General features: G+C 30.7%; 14 protein-coding genes. 13 read left to right on the top strand and 1 reads right to left on the bottom strand.

Annotated features, from left to right (window positions below; translation table 4 throughout):
- The 5 genes from TS70_RS08425 to dnaJ form a co-directional block, all read left to right on the top strand.
- A partial coding sequence (locus TS70_RS08425) for an AAA family ATPase (protein WP_198049359.1) occupies positions 1-1,607 on the top strand: 1,607 nt, incomplete at its 5' end.
- A 97-nt stretch (positions 1,608-1,704) separates the two neighbouring features.
- Positions 1,705-2,754 (top strand): heat-inducible transcriptional repressor HrcA, encoded by a 1,050-nt coding sequence (gene hrcA, locus TS70_RS02880; protein WP_227991338.1) that lies wholly within the window; start codon positions 1,705-1,707, stop codon positions 2,752-2,754.
- Entirely contained in the window at positions 2,747-3,367 is a 621-nt protein-coding gene (grpE, locus tag TS70_RS02885) for a nucleotide exchange factor GrpE (RefSeq protein ID WP_198049360.1), read from the top strand. Before hrcA ends, grpE begins: the two co-directional genes overlap by 8 nt.
- A gap of 29 nt (positions 3,368-3,396) precedes the next feature.
- Positions 3,397-5,178 carry a molecular chaperone DnaK gene (gene dnaK / locus TS70_RS02890; protein ID WP_198049361.1) on the top strand — a complete coding sequence of 594 codons (1,782 nt, stop codon included), beginning with the start codon at positions 3,397-3,399 and terminating at the stop codon, positions 5,176-5,178.
- 66 nt (positions 5,179-5,244) lie between these two features.
- On the top strand, positions 5,245-6,384 hold the full coding sequence (dnaJ, locus tag TS70_RS02895; protein ID WP_198049362.1) for a molecular chaperone DnaJ: 1,140 nt from the start codon (positions 5,245-5,247) through the stop codon (positions 6,382-6,384).
- A gap of 37 nt (positions 6,385-6,421) precedes the next feature.
- Here dnaJ and TS70_RS08090 read toward each other — a convergent pair whose 3' ends face one another.
- Positions 6,422-6,748 carry a rhodanese-like domain-containing protein gene (locus TS70_RS08090; protein WP_040092710.1) on the bottom strand — a complete coding sequence of 109 codons (327 nt, stop codon included), beginning with the start codon at positions 6,746-6,748 and terminating at the stop codon, positions 6,422-6,424.
- Positions 6,749-6,857: 109 nt separating this feature from the next.
- Here TS70_RS08090 and TS70_RS02905 point away from each other — a divergent pair, with 109 nt between their 5' ends.
- The 8 genes from TS70_RS02905 (at position 6,858) to TS70_RS02945 (ending at position 19,448) form a co-directional block, all read left to right on the top strand.
- Positions 6,858-8,966, top strand: a complete 2,109-nt coding sequence (locus tag TS70_RS02905; RefSeq protein ID WP_040092712.1) for a polyribonucleotide nucleotidyltransferase — start codon at positions 6,858-6,860, stop codon at positions 8,964-8,966.
- Between the two features lie 80 nt (positions 8,967-9,046).
- Entirely contained in the window at positions 9,047-10,051 is a 1,005-nt protein-coding gene (plsX, locus tag TS70_RS02910; protein ID WP_198049363.1) for a phosphate acyltransferase PlsX, read from the top strand.
- A gap of 7 nt (positions 10,052-10,058) precedes the next feature.
- Entirely contained in the window at positions 10,059-10,805 is a 747-nt protein-coding gene (rnc, locus tag TS70_RS02915; protein WP_198049364.1) for a ribonuclease III, read from the top strand.
- A 3,626-nt stretch (positions 10,806-14,431) separates the two neighbouring features.
- A complete protein-coding gene (locus TS70_RS07350) occupies positions 14,432-15,091 on the top strand; it encodes a MurR/RpiR family transcriptional regulator (RefSeq protein ID WP_241460668.1) in 660 nt (219 codons plus the stop codon).
- Between the two features lie 255 nt (positions 15,092-15,346).
- Positions 15,347-17,509 (top strand): fructose-specific PTS transporter subunit EIIC, encoded by a 2,163-nt coding sequence (locus tag TS70_RS08435; protein ID WP_198049366.1) that lies wholly within the window; start codon positions 15,347-15,349, stop codon positions 17,507-17,509.
- Positions 17,510-17,520: 11 nt separating this feature from the next.
- Positions 17,521-18,702 carry a MalY/PatB family protein gene (locus tag TS70_RS08440; protein WP_198049367.1) on the top strand — a complete coding sequence of 394 codons (1,182 nt, stop codon included), beginning with the start codon at positions 17,521-17,523 and terminating at the stop codon, positions 18,700-18,702.
- A gap of 16 nt (positions 18,703-18,718) precedes the next feature.
- A complete protein-coding gene (locus TS70_RS02940) occupies positions 18,719-19,105 on the top strand; it encodes a RidA family protein (RefSeq protein ID WP_127093436.1) in 387 nt (128 codons plus the stop codon).
- Positions 19,106-19,265: 160 nt separating this feature from the next.
- Positions 19,266-19,448: a hypothetical protein gene (locus tag TS70_RS02945; protein ID WP_040092722.1), complete on the top strand. Its 183-nt coding sequence runs from the start codon at positions 19,266-19,268 to the stop codon at positions 19,446-19,448.
- Positions 19,449-20,205: the final 757 nt, after the last annotated feature.

The following is a 20,205-nucleotide window of genomic DNA, read 5'->3' on the forward strand; positions in this document are numbered from 1 at the left end:
AAAAAGATGCTGTTTTAGAACGTCGTTTTCAAAAAGTAATGGTTGTTGAATCAACAATTGATGAAAGTATTTCAATCTTACGTGGATTGAAAGAACGCTTTGAAACTTTCCATGGGGTTAAAATCCATGACAATGCTTTAGTTGCTGCTGTTAACTTGTCATCACGTTATATTACTGATCGTTTTTTACCAGATAAAGCAATTGACTTAATTGATGAAGCTTCTGCAACAATTAAAACGGAAATTGCATCGGTGCCAACCGAGTTAGATAACTTAAATCGTCGTGTTGTTCAATTAGAAATTGAAAAAGCTGCGTTACAAAAAGAAACGGATAAAGCTTCTAATGAACGGTTAGTTGATATTGCAAATGAATTAAAACCATTAAAAACAAAACAAGAAAAATTAGAAATTCAGTGAAATTCCGAAAAAGAAAGTATTACTAAATTAAAGAACTTAAAATCAGAAGTTGAACAATTAAAAAAAGAATTAGAACAAACACAATTACGCGGTGATTTTAATCGTGCGGGGGAAATTCAATACGCCTTATTACCAAAATTAGAACAACAATTACATGAGCAAGAAAAAAGTGTTTCTGAATCACACTTGTTAAAAGAAGATGTAACTGAGCGCGAGATTGCGGCAATTGTTGGAAAATGAAAAGGAATTCCTGTTGACCGGTTAGTTGAAACCGAAAAAGCAAAATTACTGAATTTAAATAAGATTTTGTGTCGTCGTGTTCGCGGTCAAAATGAGGCAATTCAAGCGGTTTCAGATGCGATTATTCGTAGTCGTAGTGGAATTAAAGATTCCAATAAACCAATTGGTAGTTTCTTATTTTTAGGACCAACCGGAGTTGGAAAAACTGAAGTTGCTCGTAGTTTAGCGTATGTTTTATTTAACTCAGAAAAACAGATGGTCCGATTAGATATGTCAGAATATATGGAGAAACATTCTGTTAGCAAGTTAATTGGTGCGCCACCAGGTTATGTTGATCATGAACAGGGGGGGCAATTAACAGAAGCTGTTCGTCGTAGTCCATACTCAATTGTTTTATTTGATGAAATTGAAAAGGCCCATCCAGATATCCTGAATATTCTTTTACAAATTTTAGAAGATGGGCGTTTAACTGATTCATTAGGAAAAACGGTTGATTTTAAAAATACAATTATTATTATGACTTCAAACATTGGATCAGAATATCTATTGAATGAAAACAACGAAGGAGTTGGGCTGTTAATTCAAAAAGAATTGGCCAAAAAATTTAAGCCAGAATTTTTAAATCGAATTGATAATGTTGTAACCTTTAATGCTTTATCGAAAGAAGTGATTAAAGAGATTATTGAAAAAGAATTATCGGAACTAACTCAGCGCATTGAAAATAGTAAAAACATTCGGATTACTTATTCAGAAGCAGTTTTAGAAAAAATTTTAAACGAAGGATATGATCGTGAATTTGGAGCTCGTCCAATTAAGCGTTACATTCAACGAAACCTTGAATCATTAATTGCACATGCTATTATTTCCGAAGAAGTTCAAGAGGGAAAATCATATACGATTGATGTTGCTAATAATGAAATGGTCATTAAAAACAGTACAAAATTAAATTAGCACTTGCATTCTTAGAATGATAATTTATAATATTATTGTTAGCACTATTTAGTGTTAATTGCCAAATTTAGATCAGAATTGAAACTAGGAGGTGTTAATGATGTTAACTCAACGCCAAGAAAACATCTTAAAAGTAATTGTGGAAGAATACACGAAGATAGCGCAACCTGTTGGAAGTAAAACTATTATGGCTTCTTCGTTAATAGATTCTTCTTCTGCAACAATTCGGAATGAATCTGCAATTTTAGAAAAAGAAGGTTTTTTAGAAAAAGAACATGCTTCATCGGGGCGCATTCCATCAACAAAAGGGTATCGTTATTATGTTGATAATTTAATGGATGAGAAAAATATTGATGATATTAAAAACCGAATTGAAGCATTATTTGTTGATCGTAATATGTCAATTAATGATATTCTTGATCAAACAGGGCAAATCTTAAGTGAAATGACAAATTTAACAACGGTTGTTGTTGGGCCAAATTTTAAAGAAGAAATGTTAAAGAAAATTGAGTTATTACCAATTTCTGCAACGCAAGCGGTTGTTGTCTTTGTTTTAACAAACGGCCACGTTGAAAACAAATTGTTTAATATTGATGAAAATAGTTCAATTAATGATTTACAAATTTCAGTTGAACTATTTAACAGCCGGTTAGAAAACACTAAAATAACGGATATTACTGCTAAATTTGATGTTATTCGACCAGTTTTAGAACAACAAGTTAAACATTATGAATATATTTTAAAACAATTTGCGAATGCTTTAACAAGCATTGTTAAACCAAGTTATTCAACACATGGTTTACAATATATGTTACAAAATCCGGAATATAATAATCCGGAACGAATTAAACAAATTATTCGCTTTATTGAAACAATTTCCCCATTTGATTATTTTAAAAAACAACAAGATAACCCAAATGAAGACTTGGTTTCAATCCAAATTGGAAATGAAACAGGATTTAATAATGACGATATGGCATTATTAACAACAACATATAAAGTTGATGATATGCAAGAAGGGGGCATTGCTTTGGTGGGACCAAAGCGCTTGGAATATGATAAGCTCTATGAAGTGTTAGAGTGATTAGCAAACCGTATTAGAGAAGCATATCAAAAAGAAGATAGAAAGGTTGAGATTAATGAATAATGAACAAAATGGCAAATCTTCACCAAACCAATTAAAAGAAAAAATTGAAAAACTACGGAAAGAATTGGCTAATACGCAAGCAACACCTTCGGAAACAGCATCATCAGAAGCTGAAACACCGACAGCTGAAGCAAATAACTTGACTATTATTGAAGATTTAGAACAAGAAATTGATTTATTATTAAAAGATAATATGCGATTACGAGAAGAAAAGTTATTAGCATTAGCAGATGGGGAAAACTTAAAAAAAAGAATTCACACTGAAGTAGATGATATTAAACGTTATCGTGCCGCCGGAATGGCAGAAAAATTACTGCCAACCCTAGATAACTTTGAGCGGGCATTACAAGTTACAAATGTAACTCCAGAGGTTAAAAACTTTTTAACTGGATTTGAAATGATTCACCGTATGTTTAAAACGGTTTTCGAAGAAGAAGGAATTACTGTAATGGATACAAAAGTTGGTGAACATTTTAATTCTAATCTTCATGCGGCAATTGAGATTGTTGAATCAACTGATGTTGATTCAGGATGCATTGTTCAAATTATGCAAAAAGGATATATGATTCATGATCGTGTTTTAAGACATGCATCAGTGCAAGTAGCAAAATAACAATATTGGAGAGAGGAAGGAAAGATATTATGTCAAAAATTATTGGAATTGATTTAGGAACAACGAATTCATGTGTTGCTGTTATGGAAGGAAACGAATTTAAAGTTTTAGAAAACCCAGAAGGACAACGTACAACACCATCGGTTGTTTCATTTAAAAATGAGGAAATTATTGTTGGAGATGCTGCAAAACGTCAAGCAGTAACTAATCCAAATACAATTAGTTCAATTAAAAGAAAGATGGGAACATCTGATAAAGTGCATGTTAATAGCAAAGATTATAGTCCTGAACAAATTTCAGCCGAAATTTTACGTTATTTAAAAAGTTATGCTGAAAAAAAATTAGGACAAAAAGTATCAAAAGCAGTTATTACTGTTCCAGCATACTTTAATGATGCCCAACGTCAAGCAACAAAAGATGCCGGAAAAATTGCCGGATTAGATGTTGAACGAATTATTAATGAACCAACCGCAGCGGCATTAGCTTATGGAATTGATAAAGTTGACAAAGAACAAAAAGTGTTAGTTTATGATTTAGGAGGAGGAACATTTGATGTTTCAATCTTAGATTTAGCTGATGGAACTTTTGAAGTATTATCAACTGCGGGAGATAACCATTTAGGAGGAGATGACTTTGATGATGTTATTATTAAATGAATGGTTGAAGAATTTAAAAAAGAAAATGGAATTGATTTAAAAACAGATAAAATGGCAATGCAACGTTTAAAAGAAGAAGCGGAAAAAGCAAAGAAAAATCTGTCTTCACAATTACAAACAGAAATTGCGGCACCGTTTATTACTGCTCGTGATGGTAATCCATTACACTTAAATTTAACTTTAACAAGAGCAAAATTTGATGAAATGACAAAAAGTCTTGTTGATCGTACCGTTGAACCTGTTCGTAAAGCATTGGCGGATGCTAAATTAAAAGCTAGTGAATTAGACCAAGTGTTATTAGTTGGTGGAAGTACTAGAATTCCAGCTGTTCAAGAAGTGATTAAACGTGAATTAGGAAAAGAGCCAAACCGAACAATTAATCCTGATGAAGTTGTAGCAATTGGAGCCGCAATTCAAGGGGGAGTTTTAGCTGGTGATGTAAAAGATGTTTTATTATTAGATGTAACACCATTATCATTAGGAATTGAGACATTGGGAGGGGTATCAACTGTTTTAATCCCTCGAAATACAACAATTCCAACTTCAAAAGCACAAGTGTTTTCAACTGCTGCTGATAACCAACCAGCGGTTGACATTCATGTATTACAAGGAGAACGGAAAATGGCTGGTGATAACAAAACATTGGGGCGTTTTCAATTATCAGGAATTGACCCGGCGCCAAAAGGAATGCCACAAATTGAAGTTAAGTTCTCAATTGACGCCAACGGAATTGTTTCAGTTGCAGCAAAAGATTTAAAAACAAACAAAGAACAATCTGTTACAATCACTAATGGTGGCGGATTAACCGATGAAGAAATTCAACGTATGGTTGATGAAGCTGAAAAAAATAAAGATAAAGATGAACAAAAATTAAAAAACATCGAATTACGTAATAAGGCTGAATCATATGTTGCAGTAATTAGTCAAGCATTAGAAACGAACAAAGATAAAATGGATGCTGAACAATTAAAAACATCAGAAGAAATGGTTAAAGAAATTAAAGAATTATTAGATAAAGAAGATTATGCCGGATTAGAAGCAAAAATGACTGGGCTTGAACAAGCAATGGNCGAAGCTTCAAAACATATGAATGATCACCAAGGTGAACAATCTGAACCAGAAATTACTGAAGATGATGAAAAGAAAGATAAATAACAATAATGATGACTAAAATTATTTTAGTTATCTTTTCTTTAAGAAGGAAAGTAGGAAGATGGTAAAATGGGGAAACGAGACTATTATGATGTATTGGGTGTTGAACGAAATGCAACAGATGAAAAAATTAAACGAGCATTTCGCCAACTAGCCAAAAAATATCACCCGGATGTTTCAAAAGAAAAGGATGCAGAAGCAAAATTTAAAGAAGTTAACGAAGCTTATGAAGTATTATCTGATCCAAATAAACGCCGGAACTATGATCAATTTGGCCATGCCGGAAATGATCCAAATGCTTTTGGCGGTTTTGGTGGCTTTAGCCAAGGCTTTAGTGGCGGTNGTGATTTTGAAGATATTTTTTCTGGTGGTTTTGGTGATATTTTTGAAAACTTTTTTGGTGGGGGCGCTAAAAAACGTCGTGGTTTTAGTAACCAACCAATTAAAGGAGAAAATGTTGCAGCACGAGTAACAGTTACTTTAAAAGAACAAATGTTTGGAAAAACAATTAAACTTGATTTAAATGTTGATAAGACTTGTGAAGCGTGTGATGGAACGGGTGCCAAAGATCTGAAAAAAGATATTCATACTTGTACAACTTGTGATGGGTATGGATATGTTAATATTGAACAACGTAGTTTATTTGGCGTAATTCAATCGCAACAACCTTGTCCTGATTGTAAGGGTCGTGGAAAAGTTGTTGCAAGTAAATGTCCAAAATGTAAAGGTCAAGGTCATTATCGTGGGAAAGAAGTTGTTGAAATTGAACTACCAAAATCAATTTATGAAAACCAACAATTACGAATTCGTGAAAAAGGAAATTATGGTTTAAATAATGGTCCGCGTGGTGATATTTATTTAGAAATTACTGTTAAACCAAATAAATATTTTAAACGGATTAATGATAATTTGCACTTAGATTTACCAGTTTCTTATTTAGACGCCTTATTAGGTGCTGAAATTAAAGTGCCAACTTTTGATGGTGATGTTCATTTAAAACTGCCAGCAAACACAAAAACAAATAGTGTTTTTAGTATTCCAAACCATGGGTTTTTTAAAGGCCCAGCATCTACTAAACGTGGTGATCTAATTGTTAATGTTCTTGTTGCAATTCCGACTAAATTATCTGTTGAGGAAAAAACAAAGTTACAAGAATTAAAAGATATTAGTTCATTTCATATTATCGATAATTTCTATGAAGATTTATAATAAATAAAAAGGTTTTAAAATTAATTTTAAAACCTTTTTATTTATTATTTTTTTTGTTTTTTCAGCGATAATAACCATAAATGCCAGTTGTTAAAACATAAACATTAGAGTAGCCAAGTTGGCGTAATTCTAATGCGGCTTCACTACTGCGGTTACCACCGTTACACAGAGTAAAAATTAGTTGTTCTTTATCTGGCAAATAATGATTTGGGTTTTGTAACAAGTCAAAGATATAAACATTTGTTGAATTTGGCATTTGAGATAACGTTTTAAATTCAACATTAGTTCGAACATCCAACAAGTAGGCGTTATCTTTTATTGTTTCAAAGGTTTGATTATCAATATAAACTGATTGCTGTTTCATATTAGGTTCCTCAACTTTTTCGCTATATTTATATCATATCTTAAATATCAAAATAATGTGTGATAAAATTAAAAAGGTTTAAAATAACAGAGAGGAATTAAGGGTTTTGATGGCAAAACAAGTATTTAAAAAGATAATTAATAATCGACAATTGATCGTTGAACATGGACAATTAGCAAAACAGGCCAGTGGGGCTGTTTTAATCCGTTATGGTGAAACAGTGGTCTTAGTAACAGCAACAGTTAGTAATAAGGTTAGTGAAACTGATTTTTTTCCATTAACAGTTATTTTTCAAGAAAAGTTATATTCGGTTGGAAAAATTCCGGGTGGTTTTTTAAAACGGGAAGGAAAACCATTAGAATATGGAACCTTATCAGCACGGGTGATTGATCGTGCGTTACGACCATTATTTTCAGAAAATTTTCGTAATGAAGTTCAAATTATCATTAATGTTTTAGCTGTTGATAATGATAGTGATGTTCGGATTGTTAGTTTATTTGGCGCATCATTAGCCCTTGGTATTTCAAAAATCCCGTTTGCTGGTCCTGTGGCGGGAGCATTATTAACCGTTGATCAAAAACAAAACATTATTGTTAATCCAACTTTAGAGCAGTTAAATACGGGTCAAATGGAATTAATTGTGACCGGAACAACTGATGCAATTAATATGGTTGAAGCTGGTGCGAAAGAAGTTTCGGAAGCAACAATGTTAGAAGCAATTTTAAGGGGTCATAAAGTAATTGTCGAATTGGTTGCTTTTCAAAATGAAATTATTGCTAAAGTTGGTCAACCAAAAATGGATGTTACATTATTTACTGTTCGTTCCGAAATTATTGCGTATGTTAATGAACATTATGCGACAAAGTTAATTGCGGCAGCACAAATTAAAGAAAAGGTTTTACGTTATGAAGCAATTCAAGGTTTAACTGAACAAGCGTTAGAACATTATCCGATTGCAAACGATATAACTGAAAAAGACCGTCAACGAATTATTTTGGAACTAAAAACAGCATTATATGATGTTGTTCGGCAAGAAGTTCGTCGTCAAATTTTAATTGATAAAACACGATTAGATAATCGTCGCCTTGATGAAATTCGTCCTTTAACTAGTGAAATTGATATTTTACCAGTTGTTCACGGGAGTGCTTTGTTCACACGAGGTGAAACACAAGTCTTGTCTGTTGTGACATTAGGAGCTTTAGGGGAAAATCAAATTATTGATGGTATTACTGATGAAGATGGGAAACGCTTTATGCACCATTATAATTTTCCGCCTTTTTCTGTTGGTGAAACAGGACGGATGGGACCACCATCCCGTCGTGAAATTGGCCACGGGGCTTTAGGGGAAAAAGCATTGTTACAGATTATTCCGAGTGAAAAGGTGTTTCCATATACAATTCGCATTGTTTCAGAAGTATTAGAATCAAATGGTAGTACCTCACAAGCTTCAATTTGTGCTGCAACTTTAGCTTTAATGGCCGCTGGTGTTCCAATTACAGCACCCGTGGTCGGAATTGCAATGGGATTAGTAAAAGAAGATGATAACTATACCATTTTAACTGATATTCAAGGAATGGAAGACCATCTTGGCGATATGGATTTTAAAGTGGCAGGGACAGCACAAGGGATTTGTGCGTTGCAAATGGACATTAAAATTGCTGGTATTAATGAAACAATTTTACAAGAAGCATTGTTAGCGGCTAAAAAAGCTCGTTTGCAAATTCTTGATAATGTTTTAGCAACGATTGTAGCACCACGAACACAATTAGCGCCAACAGCGCCGAAAATGAAAACATTTATGATTCCAGTTGATAAAATTCGCGAAGTGATTGGTCCTGGTGGTAAGATGATTACAGCCATTATTGAGAAAGCTGATGATGTTAAAATTGATATTGAAGATGATGGTCAAGTAACAATTTATCATAAGGATTATCCGGCAATTGAAAAAGCTTATGAATTAATTAAAGCAATTGCAATGCCCGTTGAAATTGGTGCTGAAATGACAGGACCAATTGTTAAAATTGAAAAGTTTGGGGCTTTTGTTAATTTAAAAGAAAATGTTGATGGTTTAATTCATATTTCAAAATTAGCGGAAAAACGAGTTGAAAAAACCGAAGATATTGTGCAATTAAATGATCTTGTTAAAGTTAAGGTCTTAGAAGTTGATAGTAAAGGAAAGATTAAGTTACAGTTACTTGAAGTTTTACCAAAAAAATAATTATTAATTTCCATAATCTTTTCGTGAAAAAAACTAGTTAATTATTTGTTATAATTAAAAATAAGTTAGGAGATTTAATTATGAGTAAAATTGCGATTGACATGATGGGAACCGATTTAGGAATTAATCCAATTATTGGGGCTTTGAAAGTTTTTATGAAAAAATATCAAGATGTTACATTTATTTTAGTCGGTAATGAAAGCGAAATTCAAACCGCGGTAACTAAAGTAAAATTAGATGCAACAAGGTATGAAATTTTTGCAACAACAGAAGTTATTTTAATGACAGAAGGCTTAATGGAAGTTCGTCGTAAACCAAATAGTTCAATGGTTCGTGCTGCTGAATTATTATGTGACCAAAAAGCTGATGCCTTTCTTTCGGGTGGCTCAACGGCAGCTTTTTTAGCAGCATGTCATTTTATTGTTGGTGAAATTCCTGGAATTTCTCGCCCAGCTTTTATGCCTTTTATTCCAACGATTAAAAAAGGAAAATCAGTTTTAATGTTAGATGTTGGGGCTAACTTAGAAAATGAACCCCAAGATCTTGTTAATTTTGCAATTATGGCTAGTGTTTATGCACAAGCAATTATGCATAATCCAACTCCAACAGTTGCTATTTTGAATATTGGTAAAGAAGCATCAAAAGGAAAAGACTATCATAAGGAAGCTTATAAATTGTTGGCTGGCAATAATAAAGTTAATTTTAAAGGAAACATTGAACCACGGGATATTACAAGTAATCTTGTTGATATCATCGTAACAGATGGTTTTACCGGGAATATTGCTTTAAAAACGTTAGAGGGAATGGCAAAAAACTTAATGGCAGTTATTAAATATGAATTAACTAAAAATCTTTATCGTAAATTAAAAGCATTATCCCTTCGCAAAGCGTTCCGGGGTGTTCGTGAAACATTTGATTATCGGAATAATGCTTCAGCTTTAGTACTAGGGTTAAAGGCAATTGCTATTAAAACGCATGNCAGCAGTGATGAGAAATCATGGATTAGTACATTAGAAATGGCTCGCACTGCAATTGTTAATGATTTTGTTCAAAAAATAACGATAAAATTATTAAAGGAGGATTAATTTTACGATGAAGTTTATAAATAAACAACCCGACCAATTATTTGCAGAATTAAAAGGGTTCTTTAGACAATATAATATTCGGATTAAAACAAAAAAATATTATTTAGAGGCTTTAACCCATAATTCTTATGCTAATGAAAATAATTTGAATTATACTTATCAACGAATGGAATTCTTAGGTGATGCTATTTTAGCAAAAGAAATTTCATTATATTTATTTTTAACTTTTCCTGACAAAAATGAGGGAGAAATTACTAATTTACGAAGTAAAGTAGTTCGTGAAGGGACATTGGCAGAATTAGTTCGGCAAATGAATTGAGCTCCCTTTTTGTTGTTAGGAAAAGGTGAAATTAAAACAAAAGGGTATGAAAAAAATCGCATTTTAGCGGATATTTATGAATCAATGTTAGCAGCATTATATCTTGATTTAGGAGAAGAAACAGTTCCTACTTTTATTGATCAAACTTTAATTAAAATGGTTTCAAGTCCGGGTTTTTTTGACCAAATCCGTGATTATAAAACCGAATTACAAGAATTTTTACAGGCTGGTGATGTGCGAACGCTGGAATATAAGTTAGTAAAAGAATCACCACCATTAGAAGGCAACCGCGTCTTATATACTGTGATGGCAGAAATTGATGGCATTCGTTATGGCGAGGGTCATGGTTATACGCATAAAGAAGCAGAACAATTAGCGGCACGAGACGCTTTACAAAAATTAGCAAAAAATCCAAAATATAATTTTGAAAAATAACCAATAATGTATTATGATTAAATTAAATTATACGGAGATGAAAACTAATGATAAGACATTTATTCAAAAATTTTTGATTAAGTTTTACCAAGAATAGTTTGCAGGTTTTGGGATTGTTTTTAATGTTGGGTGTCGTCATTACTCTTTTTGGAGGAATGATTATGTCAAATGATTTAAGTACTAGTCAATTAGCTGTGATTGGAAAAAACTTATATAATACCAATATTTCTTTTCGCTTTAGTGAGCAATTAAAAATTGCTTCAAATAATAAAAATTTATCATATGGATTAAATAACATTAACTATATTAATTCTAACCAAACAATTGATGCTACAAAAGTAGAAAGTTCTTATTTTTTATTGCGAAAGGGAACGAATGATAGTTATCAAATTTTTTTAGATTCAACAAAGGATCCAACATATAACGGAAAATGACTTGCTTTAAATAGTTCAAATCCTTATTTTGTTGAGCAACTAAAAGCAACGGGGAATGTTGTTTTAAATTTTACAAGCAATATTTTACCTAGTAGTGATTATTTTTTAAGTCAAGCAGATTATGCTGAACTACTGGGATATTTAAAAAACCCTAATGGTTTGATTCCGTTTGTTAGTTCACCAAATAATCCGCGTTTAGCAACTGATACAAATGTTTTTACTGATGCTTATCAAAGTTTTGTTCAAAACCAACCACGCATTTATCAGTTAGAATTACGTTTATTAAATTCTGTCATTATTGGTTCGGTTGCTGATCGAGCAATTATGAATGAAACAATGCAAGTTTATGACATTTTTAAAGCTGAAAATTTTTACATACAAAGTGATCGCCCGTATTATTGAACAACACCAATTATGGTTAAGGGGGATTATAAAACTTTTTTAGATTATAATGCAACAAGTGATTATCCACCAATTATTATTAATAATTCTTATGCTTCGCATAATAAAATTAAAATTGGTGATTCTTTTACCATTTATGGATTTAAATATCGTGTTGTTGGATTTGGAACTAATGCTTATGTTAATAGTGCTTCGAATGAATCATCATTTATTTATAATCCGTATTTATGAATTCGTGGTGATGAATATGATCGTTTGCAGCAAAATATGGCAGCAGCAGCCCGAATTATGAGTAATGGGGTAACAATTAATGCGGCATTGGCGAAGGACCAATGAAACAATGATTTTTTAGCAGCAAAAAATAGTTGAAGTGATATGGCAAATGTTTATGATAATGCTAATTTTTCATATTCAAACGGGGCGTATAGCCCGTTAAATCATATGAAAGAATTGATTTCAAATAAAGAAGAAATTATTTGGTCAATTTTAGTGGCGATTTCATTACTATTAGTAATTTCATCATTTATTATGATCAGTATGATTGTCAATAAATTGTTATTTGTTAACCGTGGTATTATTGGAAATTTAAAAGCCCAGGGTTATGGCACAGGAACAATTGCTTTTTTACTATTATCTTGTTTTCTACTATTAATGTTTGTAATTGCTTCGTTATCACTAATAACGAGTTGAATCTTTGCGTTTATCCTAAATATTACATATCAAGGATTTTTAGAATTTACAACTTATATTTCAATTCCACCGTGATGATTAATTATTGGAACGTATTTATTGTCAAGTTTAGTTGTTTGTGCCTATGCGTTCTTATTTATCATTATTGAAGTGTCACGACCAACCTTAGTTTTGTTAAAACCAAAAGTGGTAAAAACGCACATTCCAAAAATTGGTTTTTTACATTTAAATTTTAAATATAAGATTAGTCTTAAGTTTGCCTTAGATGCAAAATGGAAATTATTATTAACAATTGTTGTAACAACTTTAACGGGAGCAATGTTGTTTACTGGTTTAACAACCATTATTAATTTTAGTCAGATCAATCTTAATTTAAAAGAAAATACAAATTGGAAATATGTTTACCGTTATGATACAAACTATAATGATCCTACTGGTCAAACCCCACCATATGATTACTTGGTATATGAAAGTCCAGCTGCAGTTAAAGATCCTAATGTTTCGGGGTATCTTTTATTAAATCCCCAACAAAAAATTTTTACGGAAGAAATGGTTTTGAAAAAATATACTAGTGTTGGAACAACACCACCAGTTTGTGGACCATTTGTTGGTGATAGTACTGTTATTCCTTCGTTAAAACATTTATGGTTTAAAGCTAATTCTTATGAATGATACTTACAAAATTGTAAAGATACCAAATATTATGATCAAATTACAAAGTTTATCCAAGGGTCTGTTTACGAGTATTTTATTAATGAATTAAGTCATGAAGATGGAATTATTACAATAGGGTATCAACCAATTATTTATGGACCATATCAATCAGAAATTTTTGCTTATACACAAAGTCTTTATGCGCAAGAAGCAATTAATTATAATAATTTAGAACATTTTTTAACAAGTTATCAAACGGCAAATGATGAATCAACAATTAATTTATCAATCCCAACTTTTTATCGTAATTTTATTAGTAGTAAAAAGTTAAAATCTTTAACAGGAAATGCAATTGAGTTTTATGATTATAAAAATAATACTAATTTATTTTATCCAAACGTTGAAGAAAAAACAGATATTAGTTGATTCTTTAATAAAATAAAAAGTTTTGACCAAAGTGGTGATACAGATAGTTTATTACGTGCAGCACAAGCAGATCGCTTTAGTTCAAAAGTTAATTATGCTATTTTGCAAGTTAATGAAATGAAAAAGTTAATTCAAAGTAAAAACTGGTTTTATAGTAAGGATCCAAAGTGAGATCCAACCAATTATCGTGTTCAATTATATCCAATTATTATTAACAAAGCGTATCGGTTTTTACAAGGTGTTAATATTGGTGATATTTTAGTAAGCAATTTTAATGATAAAAATGTTACTTTTTATGTTGTTGCTGATCAGTTTGATAATGGAATGAAAAATATGTTTTTAATTAATCGTTATAATAATCAACGTTTAACACCAAAACGATTAGCAACATTATATTCATCTTTACTTCAAAATGAAACATATNATTATATTGGGGTTTATGAAAAAAATAACAACTATAATGTTTTACCCAATCCTTCTCAATATCAACCTTCGCCAATATATAATGGAACGCAAAACTTAAAAATATTGTTACAGCAAACGATTAATTTACAAATTATTTTATTCTTAATTTATTTACTAATACTTGTTGCATCAATTGTTGCTTGTATTTTCCAAATCTTCATTATTACTAATATTATTTTAAAAGATAATTTAAAAGTCTTAAATAGCTTTAAAGCATTAGGCTATTCTGACCTTTGAATTTTTAACCGAATGTTTTTAATTTATTTACCAATTATTTTAATTAGTTGAGTAATTTCAATTCCAATTGGAGCAATGGTTATTAATTTAATTCGTTATCAAATTGTTTATAATATGTTGTCCTATGTTTCGGGAACAGTTAACATTGGTGATTACTTAATTAGTTTCTTAGGATTATTAGTAATGTTTATTGTTGCTTTTGCTTTAAATAAACGATTTATGAATCGACGTTATCCAATTTTGAAAACAATGAACTGAACTTAACCAATTGCTTGTTGAGGTGGAATTTAGAATTAATCATTCCAAGGAGGCTTAAAAATGGACACAGATTTATTAAAACAATTACAAATATTAGCAGTTGATCAAAAAAACTTAACAAATCAAACAATTGCCCGTTATATTTTGACAAATCTTACAACAATTAATAAGTTAACAACAAGTGAGATCGCTACTAATTGTTTTACTTCGGCCGCTGGGATTATTCGATTTTGTCAAAAACTTGGATTGGAAGGAATTAATGAATTAAAATTTAAGGTCAAATATTTAACAGAACATGTTTCGTTAGATGTTCAACAATTTAATGCTAATAAGCAATTAGTTCATGATGAAATGGCTTTTTTTGACAAATACTTAAAAATTAAAATTGAATCAGCGGAATTGTTACACACTGCTTTTTTTCAAAATGATTTATCAACATTAATTAAAAAAATTACAACTGCTAAAACTGTTTTTATTTTTGCGTTTAATTTAGCATATAATGTTTCACGAAATTTTGCTCAACGGTTACGATGAATTAATAAGAATGTTATTCACCAAAATGATTTAAACTCAATTGAATCTTATTTACCAATGATCATGACTGATGACATGGTGCTTTATATCACTTTGAGTGGACAATCGAATTTTATTGCTGCAATTGCTAAACAAGTTAATCCTGATGTATATTCCTTTGGAATTATTGGGAAAAAACTGCTTTAACAGAACACATAACAAATTATTTTGTTGTTAATTCGCGGGAAAATGAAATTTGAGATGTTTTTTCAATTCGTTCACAAACGGTAATGCAATTTTTAGATTATTTATATGCAAAAATTATTCGCAAGTATTTTTAATAAAATCTATTTCATTTGTTGGAATTATATTCCAAAATATAGTTTTTTTATTGTTTTAATTTTCCTTTTTGCTTTAATTAAGGCAAGGACAACAAAATTTTATTAAAATAAGGAGGATAAAATGAGTATTAAAAATAAAGATGATCTTTTTTCAATTGAACAAATTGTTTTAGATTCATCAGCTACAACACAAGATGAGGCATTTCAAGAATTAGCAACAATCGCTTATAAGGCAGGATGTATTGATAATATTGATAAATTAACAAAAGCGCTATGAGCCCGGGAACATGAAACATCAACGGGGTTAGAAGATGGTTTTGCAATTCCCCATGCACGAATTAAATATATTAAAAAACCAGCGGTTATTTTTGTCCGTTATCAAACTGGATTATCATGACCAACATTTGATAATAGTGCTGTTCAAGTGGCAATTGCTTTAATTATTCCAACGAATAAAAAAAATGATATTCATTTAGAAGTCTTAAGTAATGTTGCTAAAAAATTATTAAATCCTGATCTGCGGCAAACCTTAAAAACAGAAAACGATAAAACAAAAATTTTGGCATTATTACAAGCAGAAGATGAACCAACAACTGTAACAAAAGAAAATTATAAGGGCTATGTTTTAGGAATTACTGCTTGTCCAGCTGGGGTAGCGCATACTTATATGGCGGCGAAAAAAATTGAAGATGAAGCAAAGCGTTTGGGTTATGCAGTTAAAGTTGAAAAACAAGGAGCAAATGGTTTTGAAGATAAATTAACACCAGAAGATATTCAAAACGCTAATGTGCTAATTATTGCGGCTGATATTGCTATTGGTGAACAAGAACGGTTTGTTGATATTCCAATTTTAAAAGTAGCGGTTAGTGAACCATTGCATGATGTTGATGGTGTTTTTAAAAAAGCATTTCAAATTATGCGTCAACTTCCAAATCAACAGATTCCAACAACAAAACAAATTAAAACTAAAAAGGAGAAAGGTTGATTTAAATTACATTTTAAAACGGGAGCTGTTAGTTTAAAAAATGCTGTTTTAACGGGAATTTCTTATGCAGTACCAGTTATTGTGGCTGGAACAGCAATTCAAGCTTTAATTACAATTATTATTCAAATTGCTGGAGCGGATTATATTGTGCAACATGCTAATTGATTAAATACTTTAAGTAATGTTGCTGGAAAAAGTTTAAGTATTTTATTAGCACCAGTACTAGCAGCTTATATTGCTTATGCCATGGCTGATAAACCAGGGTTAACACCAGGGTTTCTTGGTGGTTTAGCATGTGTCTATGTTACAAAAACCGCTGCTGATGGCACAGTAATTGTTGATGGCCTTGGGTTTTTAGGTGGTTTAATTACTGGGATGCTAGTTGGATATATGATGAAATTATTTAAAAAATATTTAGTTAGTCAAAAAATGCAAGGAGTTTTAACGTGGTTTGTATATCCTATGTTAGGGTCATTAATTAGTATGTGTGTAATTTTATTTGTTATTGGGCAACCAATTGCTTTATTAATTAATGTTATTTTTAGTGGGTTAACAACTTTACAAACATCAAATTTAGCAGCCTTGCTAGGAATTATTATTGGAATGATGTGTGTCTTTGATTTGGGCGGGCCATTTAATAAAGTAGTATGAGCTTTCTCATTTGCATCATTTTCACAAGCCTTTACTGGGGGACAATTAACTAACCCAACATTATTGGTACCATATGCTTGTTTTTGAGCAGCAGGAATTGGAACTGGTTGAACTACAGCATTAGTAACATTTATTGGTCGTCGTTTTTCCAATCAATATGAAAAAGAAGCTGGTAAAATGGCATGAATTCTATCATCGTTAGGAATTACTGAAGGTGCAATTCCGTTTGCTTTATCTGACCCATTCCGTGTGATTCCTTCGTTTATGCTAAGTGGTGCTGTTTCGGGGGGATTATGTGCAGCCTTTAATTTAGGTTCAACAATTACTGGTGGTGGTTTTATTACAATGGCGGGGATCCAATCAACAACGGGTACCGTCTCAATTGGGGTAGCAATCTTATTATGATTAATCTTTGCCATTATTGGTTGCGCAATATCAACAAGTTTATTATTAGGGTTAAAATATATTAAGACAAAACCAATTATTGAGAAAAAAGTTCAAACTTGAACAGTTAATATTTTATCATTAGGAATTGTTCCAGTTGTTAAAAAACAGCATTTAAAAAAATTTAAACAATTATCATCAAGGGAACAAGAACAATATTTAAATCATAAACAGAGAAAAAATAATTCTAAGATCGAAAGATAAAACTGATCATAATGAAATATAACTTTGATATTATCATTGACCGTAGTCAAAATTTAGAACGAAAATGAGATCACACTTACATTGCAAAAAATTATCATCTAACTGGTGATAATATCATTAATTCATCAATTGCCGATTTAGATTTTACGACACCACTACCAATTATAAATGCTATTTTGGAACGCGCAAAAAAAGGAGTTTATAGTTATAGTTATGTTAGTGATGATCTTTATCAAGCAATTAGTAATTGATATTATCATCAACATCAAGTTAACGTTCCGGTTGATAAAATTAAGTTGGTTCATGGAACTGTTAATGCGTTGCATCAATTAATTCAATGTTTAACAGATGTTAATGATTATGTCTTAGTTCAAACCCCAGTTTATGGGCCATTTGGGCAAGCAATTATTAATAATAAACGGCGCCTGCTTGCAAATCAATTACAATGAGTCGATGATACTTATCAAATTGATTTTGCAATGTTTGAAACAACAATTAAAAAATATCAACCAAAATTATTTATTTTGTGTAATCCTCATAATCCTGGGGGGCGTGTTTGAACAAGGAACGAATTACAAAAAATAATTGCAATTTGTCAGCAATATCATGTTTTAATAATATCAGATGAAGTACACGGTGATTTAGCATTACCAAACGTTAAATTTAATTCGTTACTATCATTTACAATTTTAGATAATTATCTAATTGTTTGTAATTCCCCAAATAAAGCTTTTAATCTTGGCGGTTTAAAATCATCGTACTTAATTACACATAACGAGATGTTAAGAGCCAAAATTGATGAACAATATCAACGTGCTTCAATCACGTCACCCAATGTGTTTACAATTCCAGCTTATCTTGCTGCTTATAATAATTCGGAAGTAATTATGTGAAAGACAGCAATGTTAACCTATGTTGTAAAAAATTATCAGTATGTTAAAGAAAAACTAACAGTAATTCCAGGTTTAAAAATTATGAAATTAGAAGCGTCATATTTGGTTTGAATTAATTATGCAGAAACTAACCTAACTTCACAAGAAGTTAATGAACTACTATGAAAACATAAATTAATTGTTAGTAAAGATAATGATTTTGTTGAAACGCCACCATCATGTTTTAGAATTAATATTGGAACATCGTTTGCGATGGTCGGCAAAATAGTCAACATTTTAATAACAATTTTTACTAAATAAGAAAGGAAAATTTAAGATGAGTAAAAGAATTATCGCAACTACCTTAGCTCCGCAGGCAATTGGTCCGTATTCACAAGCAATTAAAGCTGGTAACTTTCTATATGTTTCAGGACAATTACCATTAGATCCATCAACAATGACTTTTGGTGGAACAACAATTACTGATCAAACAAAATGAGCATTAGAAAATTTAAAAGCAGTTATTCAGTCAGCTGGTTATAGCTTAGCAAATGTTGTAAAAGTTAATATTTTCTTAAAAGATATTAATGACTTTTCGGCAATGAATGAAGTTTATCAAACATATTTTACCGAAGACTTTCCCGCTCGTTCAGCAGTGGCTGTTGCAGGTTTACCAAAAGATGCTTTAGTTGAAATTGAAGCAATTGCTTATTTAGATAATTAATTAAGCTTTATCTTAAAACAAAGAAGAAAATTTCTTTGTTTTTATTATTTATTTTTATCGAAAAAATAGTATTAAAAATTTAAGATAATTAAATTAAAGTTACTCTCTGATTGCTTATAGAATAAAGTGTTATAATTATTGGCAGTGAGTAATTAAAATTATGAAAAAAGATCAAAGAGATAATCAATTAACAGAAGCAGAAATTCAACAGAAATTACAAGAAATTGAAAATAATTTTAAATGTGTCCCTGAAGTTTTCGATGGTGTTGGATTTTGTGCGAAGTCATTTGATGAAAATGGCAAACTAATTACCCAAGAACCAGACGAAAAATCTAAAAAATAAGGTAAGATTTATATGTAAGGAGAATGTGATTAAAAATGTTTGGATTAGCACAAATAACAGGATTAGTTTATTTTGTCTTCATTGTAATTACAGGTTTGTTTATTTTAGGATGATTAACTTTTGGTTTTGTTCTACTTGGATATAAAAGACGTAAAACAGCTTTAGAACCACGAAAATTATTACGAAAAATGTTAGATGATAATGATTTTCAAGATGTTAATATCGGGGAACGAAAACGTATTATTAAAGCGCGTAATTTTTCTAAAATAAGTAATGCCGTAGTTATTCGACAAAATGATTATAAAGACCAAAGTATTGCTAAAATTTATGATATTATTTTTCATTTTTATTATGTTTATAATAAAAAAACAAAAGAGTCAAAATCTTTTTTTTGATTAAAATTTTTATCATGATTTTTAGTGTTTGATTTATTTTTATTTATTGGAACAACAATTTTAGTTGTTTTAACACAATTCTTAAAAGACAGTGATGTTATTAATGGGATGGGAATTGCAATTCAGGTTTTATCAATTATGGGGATTATTTTTTTAATTCTTGGTTGGTTTTGTTGAATAAATTTAGTAGAACATTATCGNCAAGATCTAATAACATTAGCAACAGAATATTTATCAGATAAAGATTTAAAAACTTTTAAAATTTATACTAGTTTTAAAGCTTTTTTCCCGTTTTCTGAAAATGTCATTTGTTTATGTTAAAGGGATTGAATTTTAAAATTTAATTCGGTATATTTAAAGAG

The organism is Spiroplasma sp. hyd1, from assembly GCF_016082235.1.
In the GTDB taxonomy this organism is placed as follows: Bacteria; Bacillota_I; Bacilli_A; order Mycoplasmatales; family Mycoplasmataceae; genus Spiroplasma; species Spiroplasma poulsonii.